Genomic DNA, 19,993 nt, shown 5'->3' with positions numbered 1-19,993 from the left:
GTGCATATGATCAGGTTCGTGGCGATCCTGATCGACGATCCGCGCTGGCCGGCGCATGGGCGACTCTGGGCTCATCTGGTGTCCGACCATGACCTGGACGAGCTGCACGCCTTCGCCGCGGCGCAGGGGATTCCGCGGCGCGGGTTCGATCTGGACCACTACGACGTGCCCGACGAGGCGCACGAACGGCTCGTCGCCGCGGGTGCCCGCCATGTCGACGGGCACACGCTCGTGCGAGCGCTCATCGCCTCCGGGCTGCGCGTGACGGCACGGCAGCGCCGGGGGCTCTGAGCATCAGTCTTCGGTCGGGGCGTGCTGCACCGGCGTACCGGTTAGCGCAGCCGTCGTGACCCGGCGGCGCGCACGACCCTGACCCGGAGCCTTGGGCTCGGGCAGGGCGCTCAGCACGGAGTCCAGGAGCAGGTCGGTCTCGGTCCGGGGGGCCCTGGTCTGCTCCGGCCGCTTCTTCCGCGGCTTCTTCGCCCGCTCCGCGGCGGGCGGGGCGGCCTCGACGGGACGCACCTCCTGCACGGGCAGCGCCTCGGCGATCGGCTCGTCGTGGTGGTGGATCGTCGAAGCCGCGATCTGCGCGAGCGCAGACTTCACACCCTCGGTGATGACGTGGGTTCCACCCGACGGAGGGGTCTGCGAGTTCGTGCGGGCAGGCCGGCGATTGGTCGTCGGAGGCGCGCCGTTCGGCGGGCGATGCCTGACAACCGGGTCGTGGTGCACGATGACACCGCGGCCGGCGCAGACCTCGCACTGCTCGCTGAAGGTCTCGAGCAGTCCGAGCCCGAGCTTCTTGCGGGTCATCTGCACGAGACCGAGCGAGGTGACCTCGGCCACCTGGTGCTTGGTGCGGTCGCGGCTGAGGCACTCGACGACGCGACGCAGCACGAGGTCGCGGTTGGATTCCAGCACCATGTCGATGAAGTCGACGACGATGATCCCGCCGATGTCGCGCAGCCGGAGCTGGCGCACGATCTCCTCGGCGGCTTCCAGGTTGTTCTTCGTGACGGTCTCCTCGAGGTTTCCCCCGGAGCCGACGAACTTGCCGGTGTTCACGTCGATCACGGTCATCGCCTCGGTGCGGTCGATGACGAGCGATCCACCCGACGGGAGCCACACCTTGCGGTCCAGCGCCTTCTCGATCTGCTCCGAGACGCGGAACTCGTCGAACGGGTCGGCCTCGCCTTCGAACGTCGCGATGCGGTCCAGCAGGTCGGGAGCGACGCTCGCGAGGTAGCTGGAGATCGTGTTGTGCGCGTCTTCACCCTGGATGAGCATCTTCGTGAAGTCCTCGTTGAAGACGTCGCGGACGATCTTCACGAGCAGGTCCGGCTCGGAGTGCAGGAGCGCGGGAGCCTGGATACTGTCCACCTGCGTGCTGATGTGCTCCCACTGGTTTGTGAGGCGCTGCACATCGCGGGTGAGCTGGTCCTCGGTGGCGCCCTCGGCGGCCGTACGGACGATGACGCCCGACGATTCCGGCAGCACCTCCTTCAGGATGCGCTTGAGGCGCGCACGCTCGGTGTCGGGCAGCTTGCGGGAGATCCCGTTCATCGCACCGCCCGGCACGTACACGAGGTAGCGACCAGGCAGCGAGATCTGGCTCGTCAGGCGAGCGCCCTTGTGCCCGACGGGATCCTTCGTGACCTGCACGAGCACCCGATCGCCGGTCTTCAGCGCGAGCTCGATGCGGCGGGGCTGGTTGCCGGTCTCGACCGCATCCCAGTCCACTTCGCCCGAGTAGAGCACGGCGTTGCGGCCGCGGCCGATGTCGACGAACGCTGCCTCCATGCTCGGGAGCACGTTCTGCACCCGGCCCACGTACACGTTGCCGATGAGCGAGGCGTCCTGGTTGCGCGCGACGTAGTGCTCGACGAGCACGTTGTCTTCGAGCACGGCGATCTGGACACGGCCGTTCTTGGAGCGCACGACCATCACGCGGTCGACGGCCTCGCGGCGGGCGAGGAACTCCGCCTCGGTGACGACAGCGCGGCGCCGACCGGCTTCGCGGCCATCGCGGCGGCGCTGCTTCTTGGCCTCGAGGCGCGTGGAGCCCTTGATGCGCTGGGGCTCGGTGATCAGCTCGACCGCCCGCTGACGCGGGTGCTGCTCGACCGCCGGCCGCTGACGCGGCTGCTGCGGTTCGACCGGAGCGGATGCCTCGTCCTGGCCGTCTGCCGGCCTGCGTCCGCGGGTGCGGCGGCGCGCGTTGGAGGTCGGCGCCTCCTCGACAGGCTGGGAGCGCCCTGGCAGGAGCGGCAGGGGCGGCAGCACGGCGATGGGCGGCGCATAGAACGTCAGCTGCGTCGAGACCGCGGAGACGAAGTCCGCGGGGATCAGTCCCAGCGAGACAGCGGTGACCGGACCGGGCTCCGGCTCCGGCTCCGGCTCCGGCTCGGGCTCCGCCGGTTCGACCAGGGCCTCGTCCGAGACGACCGCCTCGGGAGCGGGCTCAGGCGCCACCTCGGTCTCTGCGACCGACGTGGCCTCGTCAACCGAGGGCTCGGCATCCGAAGCATCGTCTACCGATGCGTCATCCTGCGGAACCTCGTCTACCGAAGCCTCGTCGTGGGAAGAATCGTCCGAAAGCCCAGCCGGCTCGGCGTCTGCGACCGGGGCGGGGTCCTGCGTGAGGACGTCCTCCACGGTCAGCTCTCGGCTGTCGCTCCGTGCTTCCTGATCGATGTCTTCGTGGTCAAGGGTCTCATCTGCCATCACCGGCGTACTCCCTGCGGGGCGACACCGCGCGTCGCCCGGCGAAATCTCGTGCGGCGCCGCACCTGCGGTGCCGCGAACTCACTCGGTCTGCAGCGGGATCCGGCTCGTCGGCGGGGGCTCGCGCTGCCAAGGGCACTCTTGCCCTGAAGTCTTCTGTGATGCGGTGGCGGCGCGGCCGCGACCGATCAACGACCATTATCGCACTTTCACGGATCGATTGCGCGAAGCACGCAGATCCGCGCGTCTTCGGCCGGTGCGGGACGCGGCATCCGCGAGGTTTGCGATGTCATAATCCGAGCATGTCCACGGCGCAATCCCACTCCCGTCCCACCGGTCTGGCCGTGTGGCTCGTCATCGCCGGAGCGATCGGCTGGTGGGCGGCGTTCGCCCTCACGATGGAGCGGCTGAACCTGCTGGAGAACCCGGGCTCAGTGGCGTCCTGCGACTTCTCGCCCCTCGTGCAGTGCACGCGGAATCTCGAATCCTGGCAAGGTGCAGTGTTCGGATTCCCCAACCCCATCCTGGGCCTCGCCGGCTGGGTGGCGCCCATCGTGGTCGGTGCGGCGATCCTCGCCCACGCCCGCTTCGCCCGCTGGTTCTGGTGGCTCTTCGAGGGTGGCGTGCTGTTCGCGTTCGGCTTCGTGATCTGGCTCATCGGCCAGAGCATCTTCATCCTGGGCACGCTCTGCCCGTGGTGCATGGTGACGTGGATCGTCACCATCCCGACGTTCTACGCGGTGACGCTGCACATCCTGCGCGCGGGCCTTGTGCCCGCCCCCGCCGGTCTGCGCCGAGGAGCGGACCGCCTGATGAGCTGGGTGCCGCTCCTCGCCGTCGTCAGCTACGCCGTGATCGCGATCCTCGCCCAGATGCGCCTGGACGTGCTCAACGCGCTCTTCTAAAACCAGATCGCGAGTTCGCGGGCGGCCGACTCGGGGCTGTCCGAGCCGTGCACGAGGTTCTGCTGCACCTTCAGGCCCCAGTCGCGACCGAAGTCGCCGCGGATGGTGCCCGGCGCGGCCGTCGTCGGGTCGGTGGTTCCGGCGAGCGAGCGGAAGCCCTCGATCACGCGGTTGCCGGCGAGTCGGATGGCCACGGACGGCCCGGACATCATGAAGTCCAGGAGGGGCTCGTAGAACGGCTTGCCCTCGTGCTCGGCGTAGTGCTGCTCGAGCGTCTCACGATCCGGCTCGACGAGACGGATGTCGACCAGCGCGTAGCCCTTGGCTTCGATGCGCGCGAGGATCGCGCCGGTGAGGCCCCGGGCGACGCCGTCGGGCTTCACCAGGACGAGGGTCTCTTCAGTGGCCATGTCAGTCTCCATCTTCGTTCTCGGCTTCGGCGATCAGCTGCGCGTTGCGCTTGTCCAGGGACGCTCCTTTGATCGTGGCATACCCGTAGAGGGCCGCGAAGACGAGGCCGACCAGCACGAGCGCCGGGACGAGGAATCCGCCCAGGATCACAACTCCCTGCAGCGCCCAGCCCAGCGCGATCGCCCAGCGATAGCGCATGAGTCCTGAGGTCAGCAGCATCGCGAGTCCCACGACTGCGCCGGCGACGATGCCCCACCACTGCTCCACCCCCGGCGGAAGGGTTTTGAGACCGTAGGCGACCAGGCCGCCCAGGAAGACGACGATCGACTCGAAGGCCAGCACGATCGAGCCGAGCGACTCCGCTGCGCCCCGGCGACGAGGTCGCCGGGGCTCGCGAGCCACCGGCGCGGTGGGCGCGCTCACTCCTCCCACCCCGCCTTCCAGTCCTCCGCAGCGGCGAGCGCAAGCGCCTCCCCCGCGAGGACGACCGAGCCGGCGATCACGACGGCGCGACGATCGGATGCCGCGGCCCAGGCTCGTGCGGCTTCAGCGGCGTCCGAGACCCCCTCGTGGACGGTGACGGGCAGGCCCGCGAGCTCGGCGAGGTCGGCGATGCGGTCGGCGTCGTTGGCTCGATCGGACTCCGGCGCCGTGGCGAAGACATGCGTCGCGACCGGGGCGAGCGCCGCGACGATGCCTGCGGCATCCTTTTCGGCGAGGATGCCGAGCACGACGCCCCACTCGTCGAAGGAGAACGACTCCTGGAGGGCGGTGGCGAGCGCCCGTGCGCCGTGCGGATTGTGCGCGGCGTCGACGAGCACGGTGGGGCTGATGCCGACCAGCTGCAGTCGGCCCGGCGATGTCGTGTTGCTGAGCCCCTCTGTGAGGATGTCGCCGGCGATCGCCTGGCTGGCGCCGCCGATGAGCGACTCGACGGCGGCGATGGCCAGCGCGGCGTTGAAGCCCTGGTGTGCACCGTAGAGCGGGAGGTATTCATCGTCGTAGGTGCCGGCGAGGCCGCGCACCGAGATGAGCTGCCCGCCGACGGCGAGCCGGCCCGATGTGAGGCCGAAGTCGGCGCCTTCGAACGCGATCGTGGCGCCCCGCGCGGCGGCGGCGGCGCGCAGCACGGTATCGGCCGTCGGATCCTGACGGGCCGAGACGACGGCCGCGCCGTCCTTGATGATCCCGGCCTTGACTGCCGCGATGTCGGCGATCGTCTCGCCGAGCCGGTCGGCGTGATCGAGGTCGATCGGCGCGATCACCGCGACGTCGCCGTCCGCGGTGTTCGTCGAATCCCATGAGCCGCCCATGCCGACCTCGACGACCGCGACATCGACCGGTGCATCGGCGAAGGCGACGAAGGCGAGCACGGTGAGCAGCTCGAAGAAGGTGAGCGGCGCGTCGTCGACAGCCGCGAGCTCGGCGTCGACCAGGTCGACGAACGGCTCGATCTCGTCCCAGGCGTCGGCGATCGCGCCGTCGGCGATCGGCTCGCCGTCGATCATGATCCGCTCGGTGAACCGCTCCAGGTGTGGGCTCGTGAACAGCCCGGTGCGCAGTCCGTGAGCGCGCACGAGGCTCTCGATCATCCGGCTCGTGGAGGTCTTGCCGTTCGTGCCGGTGACATGCACGACCCGGTAGGTGCGCTGCGGGTCATCGAGCAGCTCGAGCACCCGCCGGGTGCGTTCGACGCGCGGCTGCACCCAGCGCTCACCCTGCCGCTGCAGGAGCGCCGCGTACACGGCGTCGGCCCGACTGCGATCACGTTCACTCATGCGGATGCCTTCACCTTCGTCACGGAGACCGAGAACTCGCCCGCATTCGCGTACGCGCCGGCAGCGAACGTCGCCCGATGGCCGGCCTCACCGATGTTGGCCTGGCCATCCACGGAGATCGCATGCTCGGTCGCGAGGGTCTCGCCCGCGATGTCTGCGATGTCGAACGCCGAGCTGACGGCTGCGGCGTCCGCGGCATCCGTGAAGAACAGCCCCAGGCGGATGCGGTCGCTGACTTCGAAACCGGCGGCCTTGCGCGTGTCCTGGATGGCCCGGATGAGATCCCGCGCGAGCCCCTCGGCTTCCAGTTCGGGCGTGGTCGTCGTGTCGAGCAGGACGAATCCGCCCCGAGGCAGCAGCGCGAGCGCCTCACCCTCGGGCCGGCCGGTGGTCTCCAGGACGAGGTCGTACTCGCCGGGCTCGAGCGCGAGTTCGCCCTCGAGCGTGCGCACGGCGACGATGCCGTCGTGCTCGCTCCACTCCCCTGCCTTGGCCGCCTGGATCGCCTGCTGCACGCGCTTCCCGAGCCGAGGTCCGGCTGCCCGCGCGTTGACCGACAGTCGATGGGTGATCCCGTAGCCGGAGGCGGTCTCCGCCTCGAGTTCGACGAGGTCGATGCTCTTGACGTTGAGCTCTTCGCGCAGAATGTCGTCGAACTGGGCGAGGGCCCCGGCATCCGACACCACCACGGTCAAGCGCGAAAGCGGGAGGCGCACGCGACGCCCCTCCTTCTTGCGCAGCGCGTTCGCGGTGCTCGAGACCTCGCGGACGGCGTCCATCGCGGAGCGGATGTCATCCGCGGCGGGGAAGGCGTCGGCGTCCGGCCAGTCCTGCAGGTGCACGCTGCGTCCCCCGGTGAGCCCCTGCCAGACGCGGTCCGACACGAGCGGGATCAGCGGCGCCGCGACGCGGGTGAGGGTCTCGAGCACGGTGTACAGCGTGTCGAACGCCTCGGTGGTCTTCGGGTCGGACGGGTCGACTCCCACCCAGAACCGGTCGCGGGAGCGGCGGATGTACCAGTTGGTGAGCGCCTCGGTGAACTCGCGGAGCTTGGCCGCCGCGAGTGTCGAGTCGAGCACCTCGAGGTCGGCGGCGACGCCGCGCACGAGGTCACCGGTGAGCGCGAGGATGTAGCGGTCGAGGACGTCGGTGGAGTCGGTGCGCCACTGGGCCTCGTACCCGGAGTCCCCGGTCCCTGCGCCTGTCGAAGGGCCACCGGCAGCGTTCGCATACGTCGAGAAGAAGTACCACGCGTTCCAGAGCGGGAGCATGAATTCGCGCACGCCGGCGCGGATCCCCTCCTCCGTCACGACGAGGTTGCCGCCGCGCAGGACGGAGCTCGACATGAGGAACCAGCGCATCGCGTCGGAGCCGTCACGATCGAAGACCTCGGACACGTCCGGATAGTTCCGCAGCGACTTCGACATCTTGAGACCGTCGCTGCCGAGCACGATGCCGTGACACGACACACCGGTGAAGGCGGGGCGATCGAACAGCGCCGTGGACAGCACGTGCATGACGTAGAACCAGCCGCGCGTCTGGCCGATGTACTCGACGATGAAGTCCGCGGGTGAGTGCGCGTCGAACCAGTCGTGGTTCTCGAACGGGTAGTGCACCTGGGCATAGGGCATCGACGCGGAGTCGAACCACACGTCGAGCACGTCCTCGATGCGGCGCATCGTGCTGCGGCCGGTCGGGTCGTCGGGGTTCGGACGCGTCAGGTCGTCGATGAACGGACGGTGCAGATCCACCTCGCCCGCGGTGTTGACGGGCAGGCGCCCGAAGTCGCGCTCGAGGTCGGCGAGGCTGCCGTAGACGTCGACCCGCGGGTACTCGGGGTCGTCGCTCTTCCACACCGGGATCGGCGATCCCCAGTAGCGGTTGCGGCTGATCGACCAGTCGCGTGCGCCTTCGAGCCACTTGCCGAACTGGCCGTGCTTGACGTTGTCGGGAACCCAGGTGATCTTCTCGTTGTTCTCGAGCAGACCGTCCTTGAAGTCGGTGACGCGCACGAACCAGCTCGAGACCGCCTTGTAGATGAGGGGGTTCCGGCAGCGCCAGCAGTGCGGGTAGGAGTGCTCGTAGCTGGCGAGTCGCAGCAGGCGCCCGTCCTGGCGGAGGACCCGCACGAGCGGCGTGTTCGCGTCCATCCACAGCTCGCCGGCGACGTCCGTCACCTGCGGCAGGAAGCGTCCGCCGTCGTCGAGGCTCATGATGAGCGGGATGCCGGCGGCCTCGGTGACCCGCTGGTCATCCTCACCATAGGCCGGGGCCTGGTGGACGATGCCGGTGCCGTCCGCGGTCGTCACGTAGTCGTCGACGAGGATGCGCCACGCGTTCGCGGTGCCCCAGGTCGCGGCATCCGCGTAGTAATCGAAGAGGCGGTCGTAGGTGACGTCCTCGAGCTCCGAGCCCAGCACGGTCTGCACGATGGCCTCGCGGGCGGCGGCGGCGTTCTCGTAGCCGAGGTCCTTCGCGTAGCCCGCGAGGAGCTCCTCGGCGAGCAGGTAGCGGTGCGCGGTGCCCTCGAGGGTGTCGTCCGACTCACCAACGGTCCCTGAGCCTGTCGACGGGGCCGCGTGGTGCACGTCCGCCGAGCCCGCTGGTCCCCCGGGGACGACGACGTAGCGGATGTCGGGACCCACGGCGAGCGCGAGGTTCGTCGGGAGCGTCCACGGCGTGGTCGTCCAGGCCAGGGCGCGCACGCCGGTGAGCCCGAGCGCTTCGGCCTTCACGCCAGTGAGAGGGAAGGTGACCGTCACCGAGGGGTCCTGACGCATCTTGTAGACGTCGTCATCCATGCGCAGCTCGTGGCTGGACAGCGGCGTCTCGTCACGCCAGCAGTAGGGCAGCACGCGGTATCCCTCGTACGCGAGCCCCTTGTCGTGCAGCGTCTTGAACGCCCAGAGAACCGACTCCATGTAGTTCGTGTCGAGCGTCTTGTAGCCGCGCTCGAAGTCGACCCAGCGCGCCTGGCGGGTGACGTAGTCCTCCCACTCGTGCGTGTACGCGAGCACCGATTCGCGGGCCTTCGCGTTGAACGCGTCGATTCCCATCGACTCGATCTCGGCCTTCTCCGTGATGCCGAGCTGCTTCATCGCCTCGAGCTCCGCCGGCAGGCCGTGCGTGTCCCAGCCGAAGACTCGATCGACCTTCTTGCCGCGCATCGTCTGGAATCGCGGGAAGAGGTCCTTCGCATAGCCGGTCAGCAGGTGGCCGTAGTGGGGGAGTCCGTTGGCGAACGGCGGCCCGTCGTAGAACACCCACTCCTCGGCGCCCTCGCGCTGCTGGATCGACGCGCGGAACGTGTCATCCCGCTCCCAGAAGGCGAGCACTTCCTGCTCGATCTCGGGGAACCGCGGACTCGGCACGACGGCCGATGTCAGCGCTTGCCCTGAGCCTGTCGAAGGGTCGGCGGCAGGACCGAACGAGGACTTGGGGTAGGTCATTTCACTCCAGCAGGTTGCGATGCTTCCTGCGAGGACGACTCCCCGGACAAGGGAACCGCGGTACCACCCCGCGTTGCCTCGCGGACCCTTCGACGAGCTCAGGGACCGCGGGCCACTCTCACTGCGGCTGTGACGGGCCTGCCCCGTTCGGTTCTAGTGACGAGACGGATGCCGGAGCGGCCGTCTCGCGTTCTTCCGAAGACTCCCCGGTGATGGCCGGATCGATGTCTGTGCTCCGATTCTACCGGCATGGGTCCTGAGGGTGAGCGGGGAAGTCGGGCGGCGTTCCTGGACGGGATCCACCAACGCCCAGCGGTGGCAGGATGGATGCCTGTGACCTCCGCAGCATCCGCTTCCCCCCGCACCGCCCCCTCTGCCGATCCCACCGCCCGCGTCGCCTGGGCGTCGATGGTCGGCACCTCGCTGGAGTCGTTCGACTTCTACCTCTTCGCCTACTTCTCCGCGTTCTTCCTGGGCCCGCTGTTCTTCGAGCCGCTCGGCGACTTCGGCGAGACTCTCGCGTCCTTCTCGACGATCGCGCTGGCGTTCGTCGTGCGACCGATCGGCGCCGCGATCTTCGGGCACATGGGCGACCGACTCGGCCGACGCACCACGCTGCTGTGGACCGTGGCGATCATGGGCATCGCGACGGGGGCCATCGGACTGCTGCCGACCTACGCGCAGGCCGGCTGGGTCGGCGCCATCCTGCTCATCCTGCTGCGCATCGCACAGGGCCTGTCCCTGGGCGGCGAGTGGGGCGGGTCGATCCTGCTCGCGACCGAGCACTCCGGGCCAGTCAAGCGCGCCTTCTACGCCGCGATCCCGCAGCTCGGCTCGCCAGTCGGTTCGATCCTGTCCGCCGCGGTGTTCATCGTCCTGACGATCGCGATGCCGATCGAGGACCTCATGGCATGGGGCTGGCGCATCCCGTTCCTGCTCGCGCTGCCGCTGCTCGCGGTGTCGCTCTACCTGCGCTGGTCGATCGACGAGACGCCCGTCTTCGAGAACGTCGTGGCGGAGGGCCGTCGCGATCGGCTTCCGTTCGCCACCCTGTTCCGTGAGCGTCCCCGGGCACTGCTCCTCGCGATCGGCGCCGCGCTGCTCGGCATCGGGTCGTACTCGCTGATGAACACGTACACCATCAACTACGGCGTCGACCAGCTCGGCTTCAGCTTCCAGGACCTGCTCATCGCCACGACGATCGGCGCCCTGCTGCAGCTGATCACGATCCCGCTGTTCGGCCGGCTCGCGGCGCGGATCGGCTCCGCCCAGGTCGTCGCATGGGGCGCCGCGGGAACCCTGCTGATCGCGTTCCCGATGTACTACCTGCTGCAGTTCGCCACGTTCCCGATCCTGGTCGCGACCATGATCATCGGCGGGATCCTGCCGACCATGTCGTGGGCGGCGCTCGGGGGCCTCATGAACGACCTCTTCCCCGACCACTTCCGCTACTCGGCGCTGTCGATCGCGTACGCGATCGCCGCCACGGTGAGCGGGTTCGTCCCGCTCGTGACCATCGCGATCGGCGGCGCGACGGACTTCGCCTGGTGGCATCCGGGAATCGTGCTCGCCGTGCTCTCCGCCGTCACGCTCGGCTCGGCGTGGCTCGCCGCCCGCCGGCAGCCCGAGCCGGAGTTCACCCCCGCGCTGGCCCCCCAGGCAGCCTGAATGGCGCGCGACATTCTGCGCGCGCCGCGCGCCGCGACCCCGGACATCCCCGACTCGCTCGACCCCGTCGCCGGGATCGAGCGCGGCGATGACCTGGTCCAGGCACGGATCGAGGGTCTCTCGGGAACGGTGGATGCCGCGCACGCGCACGTTGCGGAGTGCGTCGTGGCCGCGGCATCCGTCGACCGCCTCGACCTGACCGGCGCCTCGCTCAGCGACGTCGAGATCACGGACCTCCGGGCCACCGAACTGCGCGGTGTAGAGGGCCGGTGGCGGAACGTCCGCGTCACGGGCGGGCGCATCGGCACCCTCGACCTGCGCAGCGCCGAGCTCGACGGGGTGGAGCTGCGCGGCATCCGCATCGACTACCTCGCCCTTCCCGCGGCGCGCGTGAATGACCTGGTCGTCGTGGACTGCGTGATCGGTGCCCTTGATCTGCCGCAGGCCACCCTGACCCGGGTGCGCTTCGAGGACTCGCGAGCCGACGAGGTGGACACCCGCGGGCTGCGGAGCGAGCACCTCGACCTGCGCGGGCTCGAGGCCGTCTCGTACACGGACCCTGCCGGCCTGCGAAGGGCGACGCTCTCCTTCCGCCAGGTCGAGCACCTCGCACCCGCCCTCGCCACAGCTCTCGGCATCCGCGTCGACGACTGAGGCCCTGGCTCCGAATTCCTTCGCAGGCGCGTCGCAGTCGACGCCGGTAGAATCGACGGACATCCCACACTCAGGCACGTACACCCGGTGCCGCACATATCGCAGGAGACGCCCATGGCCGACGCGCACATTCCCGACAAGCCCGCCCTCGAGGGTCTCGAAGAGAAGTGGGATGCCGCGTGGACCGCGGATGGCACCTACCTGTTCGATCGTGCCGTCGCCGCTGAGGTCGGCCGCGCCGGGATCTACAGCGTGGACACTCCCCCGCCGACGGCCTCGGGGAGCCTGCACATCGGCCACGTGTTCAGCTACACGCACACCGACGTCAAGGTGCGCTACGAGCGGATGCGCGGCAAGACGGTGTTCTACCCGATGGGCTGGGATGACAATGGCCTCCCCACCGAGCGGCGCGTGCAGAACTACTACGGCGTGCGCTGCGATCCTTCGCTGCCGTACGACGCCGAGTTCACGCCCCCCTACGAGGGCGGCGACAACAAGAGCGGCCGCGCCGCCGACCAGGTGCCGATCAGCCGCCGCAACTTCATCGAACTGTGCGAGAAGCTCACGGTCGAGGATGAGAAGCACTTCGAGGCGCTGTGGCGCAAGCTCGGCCTGAGCGTCGACTGGACCCAGACCTACCGGACGATCTCGGACGACACGATCCGCACCAGCCAGCTCGCGTTCCTGCGCAACCTGGAGCGCGGCGAGGCCTACCAGGCGCTCGCGCCCACGCTGTGGGACATCGACTTCCGCTCGGCGATCGCGCAGGCCGAGCTCGAGGACCGCGACCAGCAGGCCGCCTATCACCGCGTCGCCTTCCACAAGACCGACGGCTCTGGCGATGTGCACATCGAGACGACCCGCCCCGAGCTGCTCGCCGCCTGCGTGGCCCTCGTCGCGCACCCCGATGACGCCCGCTACCAGCCGATGTTCGGCACGACCGTGCGCACCCCGCTGTTCGACGTCGAGGTGCCCGTGCTGGCCCACCCGCTGGCCCAGCCCGACAAGGGCTCCGGCATCGCGATGATCTGCACCTTCGGCGATGTGACCGACATCATCTGGTGGCGTGAGCTCCATCTGCCCAACCGCACGATCCTCGGCCAGGACGGCCGCATCATCGCCGAGGCTCCCGACGTCCTCACCACGGATGCCGCGCAGGCCGCCTACGCCGAGCTGGCGGGCAAGACGGTGTTCAGCGCGAAGAAGCGCGTCGTCGAGCTGCTCCAGGAGTCGGGCGAGCTCATCGGCGAGCCCAAGCCGTTCACGCACGCCGTGAAGTTCTACGAGAAGGGCGACCGCCCGCTCGAGATCGTCTCGACCCGGCAGTGGTATCTGCGCAACGGCGCCCGCGACGAGCAGCTGCGCGAGCGGCTCATCGGCTTCGGCCGCGAGATGTCGTGGCACCCCGACTTCATGCGCGTGCGCTTCGAGAACTGGACGAACGGCCTCACCGGCGACTGGCTCGTGTCGCGCCAGCGCTTCTTCGGCGTGCCGATCCCGGTCTGGTACGCGCTCGACGAGAACGGCGACCGCGACTACGACCGCGTCCTGTTCCCCGCCGCCGACCGGCTGCCGGTCGACCCGTCCACCGACGTGCCGGACGGCTTCACGGCCGAGCAGCGCGGCGTCCCCGGTGGCTTCGCCGGCGAGAACGACATCTTCGACACCTGGGCGACCTCCTCCCTCACCCCGCAGCTCGCGGCCGGCTGGGAGCGCGACCCGGAGCTGTGGAACCTCGTCGCGCCGTTCGATCTCCGCCCCCAGGGCCAGGACATCATCCGCACCTGGCTGTTCTCCACCCTGCTGCGCAGCGCGATGGAAGACGACCGCGCGCCGTGGACGGATGCCGCGATCTCCGGCTTCATCGTCGACCCCGACCGCAAGAAGATGTCGAAGTCGAAGGGCAACGTCGTCACCCCGGCCGACATCCTCGAGCAGCACGGGTCCGACGCGGTCCGCTACTGGGCGGCCTCGAGCCGTCTCGGCACCGACGCCGCCTTCGACCCGCAGAACCCAACCCAGATCAAGATCGGTCGGCGCCTGGCGATCAAGGTGCTCAACGCCGCGAAGTTCGTGCTGTCCTTCCCTGTGCCCGAGGGCGCCGAAGTCACGCACGCGCTCGACGCGTCGATGCTCGCCACGCTCGACGGCGTGATCCGCGACGCCACCAAGGCGCTCGATTCGTACGATCACGCCCGCGCGCTCGAGATCGCCGAGTCGTTCTTCTGGACGTTCTGCGACGACTACCTCGAGCTCGTCAAGGAGCGCGCCTACGACCGCACCGACGTCGGCCAGGCCTCCGCCGCTCTGGCGCTGCGCATCGCCCTCGAGGCGCTCCTGCGCCTGTTCGCCCCGGTGCTCGCCTTCGCCGCGGAGGAGTCGTGGTCATGGTTCCACGAGGGCTCCGTGCACACCGCGCCATGGCCGGAGCCGCTCGGCACCGCCGGCGACCCCGCGGTCCTCTCGGCCGTCGGCGACGCGCTCGTCGGCATCCGCCGGGCCAAGACCGAGGCCAAGGCCTCGCAGAAGACACCCGTCGCCCGCGTCACGATCTCGGCGCCCGAGGCGTCCGTGGCTCTCCTGCGCCTCGCGGAAGGCGACCTCAAGGCCGTCGGCCGCATCGCCGAGGTGGAGTACGCGGATGCCGCGGCCATCGCGATCACCGCGATCGAACTCGCCCCCGTGGAGGTGTGACGTGCAGCTCGGCACCCGCTGGACCTCTGGTGACACCCCTCCCGCGGCAGTCCCGCCTTCGGTGCGTGCGGCGGTCGAGGGCGTCGACCGCGCCCTCCCGGACGACGGGCTCGGTCAGCCGCGCCCCCGGTGGACGCTCACCTGGCTCGAAGGCCGTCCGATCGCGGAGCTCGACACCGGCGTGATCGTCAGCCTCGATGCCGACGGCCAGGCCGTCGTCACTCACGACGACGAAGACGGATTCGCCTAACCGACCCGAGCTTCCGACTCGGCGCCGGCCGCCTTCGTGCCGACCAGCAGCAGGCGTGCGCCGCACAGTGCCGCGACGAACACGACACCGGCTCCGATCAGCATCGGCAGTCGCAGGTCGTACCGCGCCACCCAGCCCCCGAGCACGGTGGCGATCGGGAACAGTCCCCACGTGAAGGTGCGGATGATCCCGAGCACGCGCCCGAACAGGTGCGGCGGCACGATCTGTTGACGCAGCGCCCCCCACGGCACGTTCCACACCGACACCGCGAACGCGCTCAACCCGAAGGCGGCGACGGCGGTGAAGACCTCCGGCGCCAGTCCGGTCAGGAGCATCCCCAGGGCGGCCACGAAGTTCGCGGCGAGCATGACGACGCCTCGCCCGAATCGGCGCACCAGCGTCGATGCGACGATCGAGCCGATCAGTGCGCCGACGCCGATTCCGGCCGTGACGAAGCCGATCGCCGCCGGCGCCACGTGCATCTCGTTGAGGAAGAAGAGGATGAGCGGCGCCTGTGCGAACGAGAAGGCGGAGCCGATCACGCACGTGAAGACGACCATCGAGCGCAGGTAGCGAGCGTGTCGCAAGTAGGAGATGGCCTCGCGGGCGGTGACCTTCGAGGGTGCGAGGGTGGCGGCCACCGGCTCAGGAAGGGGAGAGCCGGCGTCGATGTCGGGGGCCGAGGCATCCGGAACCGGCGCGCCTTCACGAAGCGGCCGCGCAGCCGACAGCGGGAGCAGGATGGCCAGGACGATCGGCACGATGTAGCCGAGCCCGCCGAGCCACAGCGGAAGCGCCAGCGAGACGGCGAAGAGGATGCCCGCGATCGGGGTGGCGATGAAGTTGTCGATGGTGACCTGCGCGGCTTGGATCCAGCCGTTGGCGCGGTCGAGCTGCGGACGGCCGACCACTCCGGGCAGCACGGCGTTGGTGGCGTTGTCGAAGAGCGTCTCACCGAGCCCGAAGATCAAGGTGCCGGCGAACAGCGCCCAGATGTCGATGTGTCCCGACATCGTGAGCACCGCGAGCCACAGCGCGACCGCACCGCGGATGGTGTTCGCGATCGCCATAATGACGCGCCGGTCGAACCGGTCGACGAGCATCCCAGCGGGGAGCCCGAACACCAGCCACGGCACGAAGGCGAGGGCGCCGATGACCGAGATCGCGAGGGGATCCTGCGTGAGCGTCGTCGCGATGAGCGGCACAGCCGTGCGTCCGAGACCGTCGGCGAGGTTGCTGAATGCGGCTGCGGTCCACAGCTTGCCGAAGTCGCGGCCCAGCCGATCGCCCCCGCGCGCGCCGCCTGACTGATCGGTGACCATGGAGGGCGACGCGCTCATCGGGGCAGCAGCCCCATCGCACCGAACGCCTGGGCGACGGCGCGGGACTGCTCGTGCTTCGCCGCGGCGACCGCTCGCGCGCGCGAAGACCGGCCCGCACGGCGCTCGAGTCGCGTGGTGACGAAGTGATCGAGCGCGGATGCCGTGTGCAGAAGTGTGCGCTCGAGCGGCGTCGTGTCGACACGGTGTGCACTGATAGCGGTCATGACTTGCCCTCCAGGTCGGGAAGGGGGAAGACGTCGGCGCGGATGGTCACCGGCCGCACGTCCTCTCCGGTCTGATTGCGGTACTGGGCGACGGTCTCGTCGATCACCGCCATGATGCGATTGGTGAGCTCGCTGCTCTGCGCGGGAGTGAGCCGCGCGGTGGCGGTGGAGATCAGGGTGCCGTCGGCCCAGGTCTCGTCGTCGAGCGCAGCGCCCTGCTCGACGAAGTCCATGAGCTGCTGGTGGCGGTTGCGCAGGAACTCGTTCATGACGATCTGCGTGGCCGAGCGGCCTGCCGGGGTCTTCATCGCCTGCGGGCTGGCGAACGTCACGCCACCGGGCTGACGCTCCCACCAGCGCTCGCGGGTCGTCCCCCGGCCCTCGACCTCGTGGATGAGGTCGTGCTTAGCCAGCGCCCGGAGGTGATAGCTCGTCGAGCCGCTCGACTCCCCCAGCCGCTCGGCAAGTGAGCTCGCGGTCTGGGGTCCGTACTGACTGAGGATGTCGTAGATCCGAACCCGGAGCGGGTGGGCGAGAGCGCGCAGGGCTCCGGTGTCCAGGACGCGCTCGGGTTGCCGCGGCACCTCGACCCGCGCAGCCGGGTCATCGCCGTGTTCCTCGTCTTCGTCCATATCCTGAGAGTAGCGATGCAAAGGAGTCTTTGCAAGCATTGTTTTGCAATGGATTATTTGCAAATATTCTTCGGCACCCTGAGTCCACCGCTCGATAGGCTGTCGACCATGGCGACCGACAATCCTCTTCTGACCCCCAGCACGCTCCCCTACCGGCTTCCGGACTACTCCGCGATCCTGCCCGAGCACTATCTGCCCGCGTTCGAGCAGGCGTTCGCCGAGCACCGGCAGGAGGTCGACGCGATCACCCGCGTCCGCTCGATGCCGACGTTCGAGAACACGATGGCGGCGCTCGAGACGGCGGGACGCCTGCTCAGTGACATCTCGCGCACGTTCTACACGGTGTCGTCCGCCGACGCGACCGAGGAGATCCAGCAGATCGAGGAGACTCTCGCCCCGCTCATGTCGGCCCACCAGGACTCGATCCAGCTGGATGCGCAGCTCTACTGGCGCGTGAAGACCCTGCACGAGCAGCTCGACGAGCTCGAGCTCGATCCCGAGCAGCGCTACCTCGTCGAGCGCCACTTCCGGGAGATGACGCAGGCGGGCGCGGGGCTCGATGAGACGGCGAAGGAGCGGCTCACCGCCATCAATCAGCGCCTGTCGTCGCTGACGACGACCTTCGAGAAGAATCTCCTGAACGACACCAACGCCCTCGCCGTCGTCTTCGACGACGCCGCCGAACTCGACGGCCTCACCGAAGGCGAGCTGTCGGCGGCAGCACAGGCCGCGACAGATCGCGGCCTGGAAGGCAAGCACCTCGTCACCCTCACGCTGTTCACGGGGCATCCGTATCTCTCCAGCCTCACGAACCGCGAGAGCCGCCGGCGGATCCTGGATGCCTCGAGAGCCCGCGGATCGCGGGGCACCGACGATGACAACCGCGCGGTGCTCCTCGAGATCGTCCGGCTGCGCGCCGAGCGCGCGGCGCTCCTCGGCTACCCGTCGCACGCGGCGTTCGTCACGGCCGACGAGACCGCCGGCTCCCCCGAAGCCGTCCACGAGCTGCTCCGCAAACTGGCCACGCCCGCGGCCCGCAACGCGCGACGCGAGCAGGAGGCCCTGCAGGCGATCATCGATGCGGAGCCGGAGCCGTTCCCACTCGAAGCGCACGACTGGGCGTTCTACACCGAAAAGGTGCGCCAGGCCGAGTACGACCTCGATCGCGCCGCACTGCGCCCGTGGTTCGACGCCGAGCGGGTGCTGCAGGACGGCGTCTTCTACGCCGCCACGGCGCTCTATGGCATCACCTTCACCGAGCGCGGCGACCTGCACGCGTACCACCCGGACGCACGCGTGTTCGAGGTGCACAACGAGGACGGCTCGCCGCTCGGCCTATTCATCCTCGACCTGTACACCCGGGACACGAAGCGCGGCGGGGCGTGGATGAACTCGATCGTCTCGCAGTCCCGTCTTCGCGGCACGAAGCCCGTCGTCGTGAACAACCTCAACGTCCCGAAGCCGGCGCCGGGCAAGCCGACCCTGCTGACGCTCGACGAGGTCACCACCCTGTTCCACGAATTCGGGCATGCGCTGCACGGGCTGTTCGCGACCGTCACCTACCCGCATTTCGCCGGCACGAATGTCTTCCGTGACTTCGTGGAGTTCCCCAGCCAGGTCAACGAGATGTGGATCTACTGGCCCGAGGTGCTCTCGAAGTACGCGCGCCACATCGACACCGACGAGCCGCTGTCGGAAGCCGTCGTGGCGAAGCTCGCCGCCTCCGAGACCTTCAACCAGGGGTTCGCGACGAGCGAGTACCTCGCGGCATCGTGGCTCGACCAGGCGTGGCACTCCCTGACCGAGGCTCAGGCCGCCGAGGACATCGACGTCGCGGGGTTCGAGGCATCCGCCCTCGCCGACATCGGTCTGGACAACCCGGTCGTGCCGACCCGGTACTCCTCGACCTACTTCGCCCACGTGTTCGCGGGCGGCTACAGCGCCGGCTACTACTCGTACATCTGGAGCGAGGTGCTCGACGCCGACACCGTCGACTGGTTCGGCGACAACGGCGGACTCACCCGCGAGAACGGTGAGCGCTTCCGGCAGCGACTGCTCGGCGTCGGCGGGTCGAAGGACCCCCTCGAGGCCTTCCGCGACTTCCGAGGGCGGGATGCCGAGATCGAGCCCCTGCTCAAACGTCGCGGTCTCGCCGACTGAGGCCGCAGGCCGTCACAGCAGGCCGAGGTCACGCGCGAACGCGCGGGTTCGCTCCGCGAGCCCCGCGGGGACCTCGGCCGCTGTGAAGTGCCCGCCTTCGGCCAGTCGCTCGAACACCCGGAGGTCGCGGTAGTAGCCGCGGGCGATGGACTCGGGGTACGAGCCTTCGTGACGCTGGATGAACACCGCCGCCGGCACCTCGACGGCCGGCATCGGAGCGGGCTGGTCGGCACCTTCGTAGTAGGGCCGGAACGATGTGCCGATGGATTCGGTGACCCAATAGATCATCGCCTCGGTGAGGATGCGGTCCCTCGAGATCCGGCGCTCGACGGCCGCAGGGTCACCAGGAGGAGTGTCGCTCCATTCGACGAGCTTCTCGGTCAGCCAGCCGATCAGTCCGGCCGGCGAGTCGTTGAGCGCCACGGCGAGCGTGTCGGGTCGGGTGCCCTGGATGTGGCCGTAGGCGCCGTTCGGGCCGTGCGCCGCATCGAGGTCGTCGAAGAACGCGCGCTCGGCGGGGTCGGTGAGCCGGCTGCGCTCCGCACGTGAGGGGAAGTGGGAGTGCGTCACCAGGATGCCCGCGACCTGGTCGGGGTAGGTGGCGGCGATCAGGTCGTTGACGTTCGCGGACACGTCCTCGCCGTAGGTGAGGTAGCGGTCGTAGCCGAGCACATCGGTCATCAGCGTGTGCATCGTGGCGGCCAGGCGCACCTCGGTGATCGCGCCCTCGGCGTACGGCGTCGAGAAGCCGAACCCTGGCAGGCTCGGCACGACGATGTGGAAGTCCGGCAGCAGGTCGGCGAACTCCAACTGGAGGCTGAACAGATGCGGCCAGCCGTGCATGATCAGCAAGGCCGGGGCGTCCACGCGCGCAGCACGACGGTGCACGAAGTGGAGGGCCGTGTCGCCGATGTCCGCCACGAATTGCGGATGCTCGTTGAGCCACGCCTGGCGAGCCGGCCAGTCGAACTCCCGCCACGTCGTCACGAGCGCGCGCAGATAGGCAGCGGACATCCCGGATGCCGGTCGCCGAGGCGAATCGGGAAGCAGCCGCGCCGTCTCGAGTCGAGCGCGGAGATCTCGCAAGATCGGGTCGGGCACGTCGATCTGGAACTGGCGCAT

16 protein-coding genes are annotated in these 19,993 nt (G+C 69.2%); 7 read left to right on the top strand and 9 right to left on the bottom strand.

Annotation, left to right across the window (positions count from 1 at the left end):
• Positions 1–18 precede the first annotated feature (18 nt).
• Positions 19–291: a DUF4031 domain-containing protein gene (locus ACXJ3V_RS01535; protein WP_457098493.1), complete on the top strand. Its 273-nt coding sequence runs from the start codon at positions 19–21 to the stop codon at positions 289–291.
• Positions 292–294: 3 nt separating this feature from the next.
• On the opposite strand, the gene ACXJ3V_RS01530 is transcribed toward ACXJ3V_RS01535, so the two are convergent.
• The gene (locus ACXJ3V_RS01530; RefSeq protein ID WP_457098492.1) at positions 295–2,724 is read right to left on the bottom strand and encodes an Rne/Rng family ribonuclease; all 2,430 of its coding nucleotides are present in this window, start codon (positions 2,722–2,724) and stop codon (positions 295–297) included.
• Between the two features lie 302 nt (positions 2,725–3,026).
• Between ACXJ3V_RS01530 and ACXJ3V_RS01525 the strand changes: the two genes are divergently transcribed.
• On the top strand, positions 3,027–3,629 hold the full coding sequence (locus ACXJ3V_RS01525; protein WP_457098491.1) for a vitamin K epoxide reductase family protein: 603 nt from the start codon (positions 3,027–3,029) through the stop codon (positions 3,627–3,629).
• Here ACXJ3V_RS01525 and ndk read toward each other — a convergent pair.
• From ndk to ileS, 4 genes are read right to left on the bottom strand one after another with little or no spacing between them, the layout of a single operon-like run.
• Positions 3,626–4,039 carry a nucleoside-diphosphate kinase gene (ndk, locus tag ACXJ3V_RS01520; RefSeq protein WP_457098490.1) on the bottom strand — a complete coding sequence of 138 codons (414 nt, stop codon included), beginning with the start codon at positions 4,037–4,039 and terminating at the stop codon, positions 3,626–3,628. The two genes, ACXJ3V_RS01525 and ndk, sit on opposite strands and share 4 nt — an antisense overlap.
• Before the next feature lies 1 nt (position 4,040).
• Positions 4,041–4,463: a DUF4233 domain-containing protein gene (locus ACXJ3V_RS01515; RefSeq protein ID WP_457098489.1), complete on the bottom strand. Its 423-nt coding sequence runs from the start codon at positions 4,461–4,463 to the stop codon at positions 4,041–4,043.
• On the bottom strand, positions 4,460–5,818 hold the full coding sequence (locus ACXJ3V_RS01510) for a bifunctional folylpolyglutamate synthase/dihydrofolate synthase (RefSeq protein WP_457098488.1): 1,359 nt from the start codon (positions 5,816–5,818) through the stop codon (positions 4,460–4,462). The genes ACXJ3V_RS01515 and ACXJ3V_RS01510 overlap by 4 nt, the downstream gene beginning before the upstream one ends.
• Complete coding sequence (ileS, locus tag ACXJ3V_RS01505) at positions 5,815–9,267, bottom strand: isoleucine--tRNA ligase (protein ID WP_457098487.1); 3,453 nt, start codon at positions 9,265–9,267, stop codon at positions 5,815–5,817. Before ileS ends, ACXJ3V_RS01510 begins: the two co-directional genes overlap by 4 nt.
• Before the next feature lie 327 nt (positions 9,268–9,594).
• Between ileS and ACXJ3V_RS01500 the strand changes: the two genes are divergently transcribed.
• From ACXJ3V_RS01500 to ACXJ3V_RS01485, 4 genes are all read left to right on the top strand, one after another.
• Complete coding sequence (locus tag ACXJ3V_RS01500) at positions 9,595–10,935, top strand: MFS transporter (RefSeq protein WP_457098486.1); 1,341 nt, start codon at positions 9,595–9,597, stop codon at positions 10,933–10,935.
• Positions 10,936–11,589, top strand: coding sequence for a pentapeptide repeat-containing protein (locus ACXJ3V_RS01495; RefSeq protein ID WP_457098485.1), 654 nt, complete (start codon positions 10,936–10,938; stop codon positions 11,587–11,589). It abuts the gene before it with no gap.
• 114 nt (positions 11,590–11,703) lie between these two features.
• Positions 11,704–14,283, top strand: coding sequence for a valine--tRNA ligase (valS, locus tag ACXJ3V_RS01490; RefSeq protein WP_457098484.1), 2,580 nt, complete (start codon positions 11,704–11,706; stop codon positions 14,281–14,283).
• Between the two features lies 1 nt (position 14,284).
• Positions 14,285–14,533 carry a hypothetical protein gene (locus ACXJ3V_RS01485; RefSeq protein ID WP_457098483.1) on the top strand — a complete coding sequence of 83 codons (249 nt, stop codon included), beginning with the start codon at positions 14,285–14,287 and terminating at the stop codon, positions 14,531–14,533.
• Here the strand turns inward: ACXJ3V_RS01485 and ACXJ3V_RS01480 are convergent.
• Genes ACXJ3V_RS01480 through ACXJ3V_RS01470 form a run of 3 tightly spaced genes read right to left on the bottom strand, consistent with a single transcriptional unit; the run spans position 14,530 to position 16,711 of the window.
• The gene (locus ACXJ3V_RS01480) at positions 14,530–15,873 is read right to left on the bottom strand and encodes an MFS transporter (protein WP_457098482.1); all 1,344 of its coding nucleotides are present in this window, start codon (positions 15,871–15,873) and stop codon (positions 14,530–14,532) included. The two genes, ACXJ3V_RS01485 and ACXJ3V_RS01480, sit on opposite strands and share 4 nt — an antisense overlap.
• A complete protein-coding gene (locus tag ACXJ3V_RS01475; protein WP_457098481.1) occupies positions 15,870–16,079 on the bottom strand; it encodes a hypothetical protein in 210 nt (69 codons plus the stop codon). The genes ACXJ3V_RS01480 and ACXJ3V_RS01475 overlap by 4 nt, the downstream gene beginning before the upstream one ends.
• Positions 16,076–16,711 carry a winged helix-turn-helix domain-containing protein gene (locus ACXJ3V_RS01470; protein ID WP_457098480.1) on the bottom strand — a complete coding sequence of 212 codons (636 nt, stop codon included), beginning with the start codon at positions 16,709–16,711 and terminating at the stop codon, positions 16,076–16,078. The genes ACXJ3V_RS01475 and ACXJ3V_RS01470 overlap by 4 nt, the downstream gene beginning before the upstream one ends.
• Before the next feature lie 108 nt (positions 16,712–16,819).
• On the opposite strand from ACXJ3V_RS01470, the gene ACXJ3V_RS01465 reads away from it, so the two are divergent.
• A complete protein-coding gene (locus ACXJ3V_RS01465) occupies positions 16,820–18,871 on the top strand; it encodes a M3 family metallopeptidase (protein ID WP_457098479.1) in 2,052 nt (683 codons plus the stop codon).
• 12 nt (positions 18,872–18,883) lie between these two features.
• Here ACXJ3V_RS01465 and ACXJ3V_RS01460 read toward each other — a convergent pair whose 3' ends face one another.
• Positions 18,884–19,993, bottom strand: a complete 1,110-nt coding sequence (locus ACXJ3V_RS01460) for an epoxide hydrolase family protein (protein WP_457098478.1) — start codon at positions 19,991–19,993, stop codon at positions 18,884–18,886.

The sequence above is a fragment of the Microbacterium sp. P5_E9 genome, assembly GCF_054049175.1.
The sequence above is the reverse complement of the archived record's forward strand: the minus strand, read 5'-3'. Positions and strand labels throughout refer to the sequence as shown.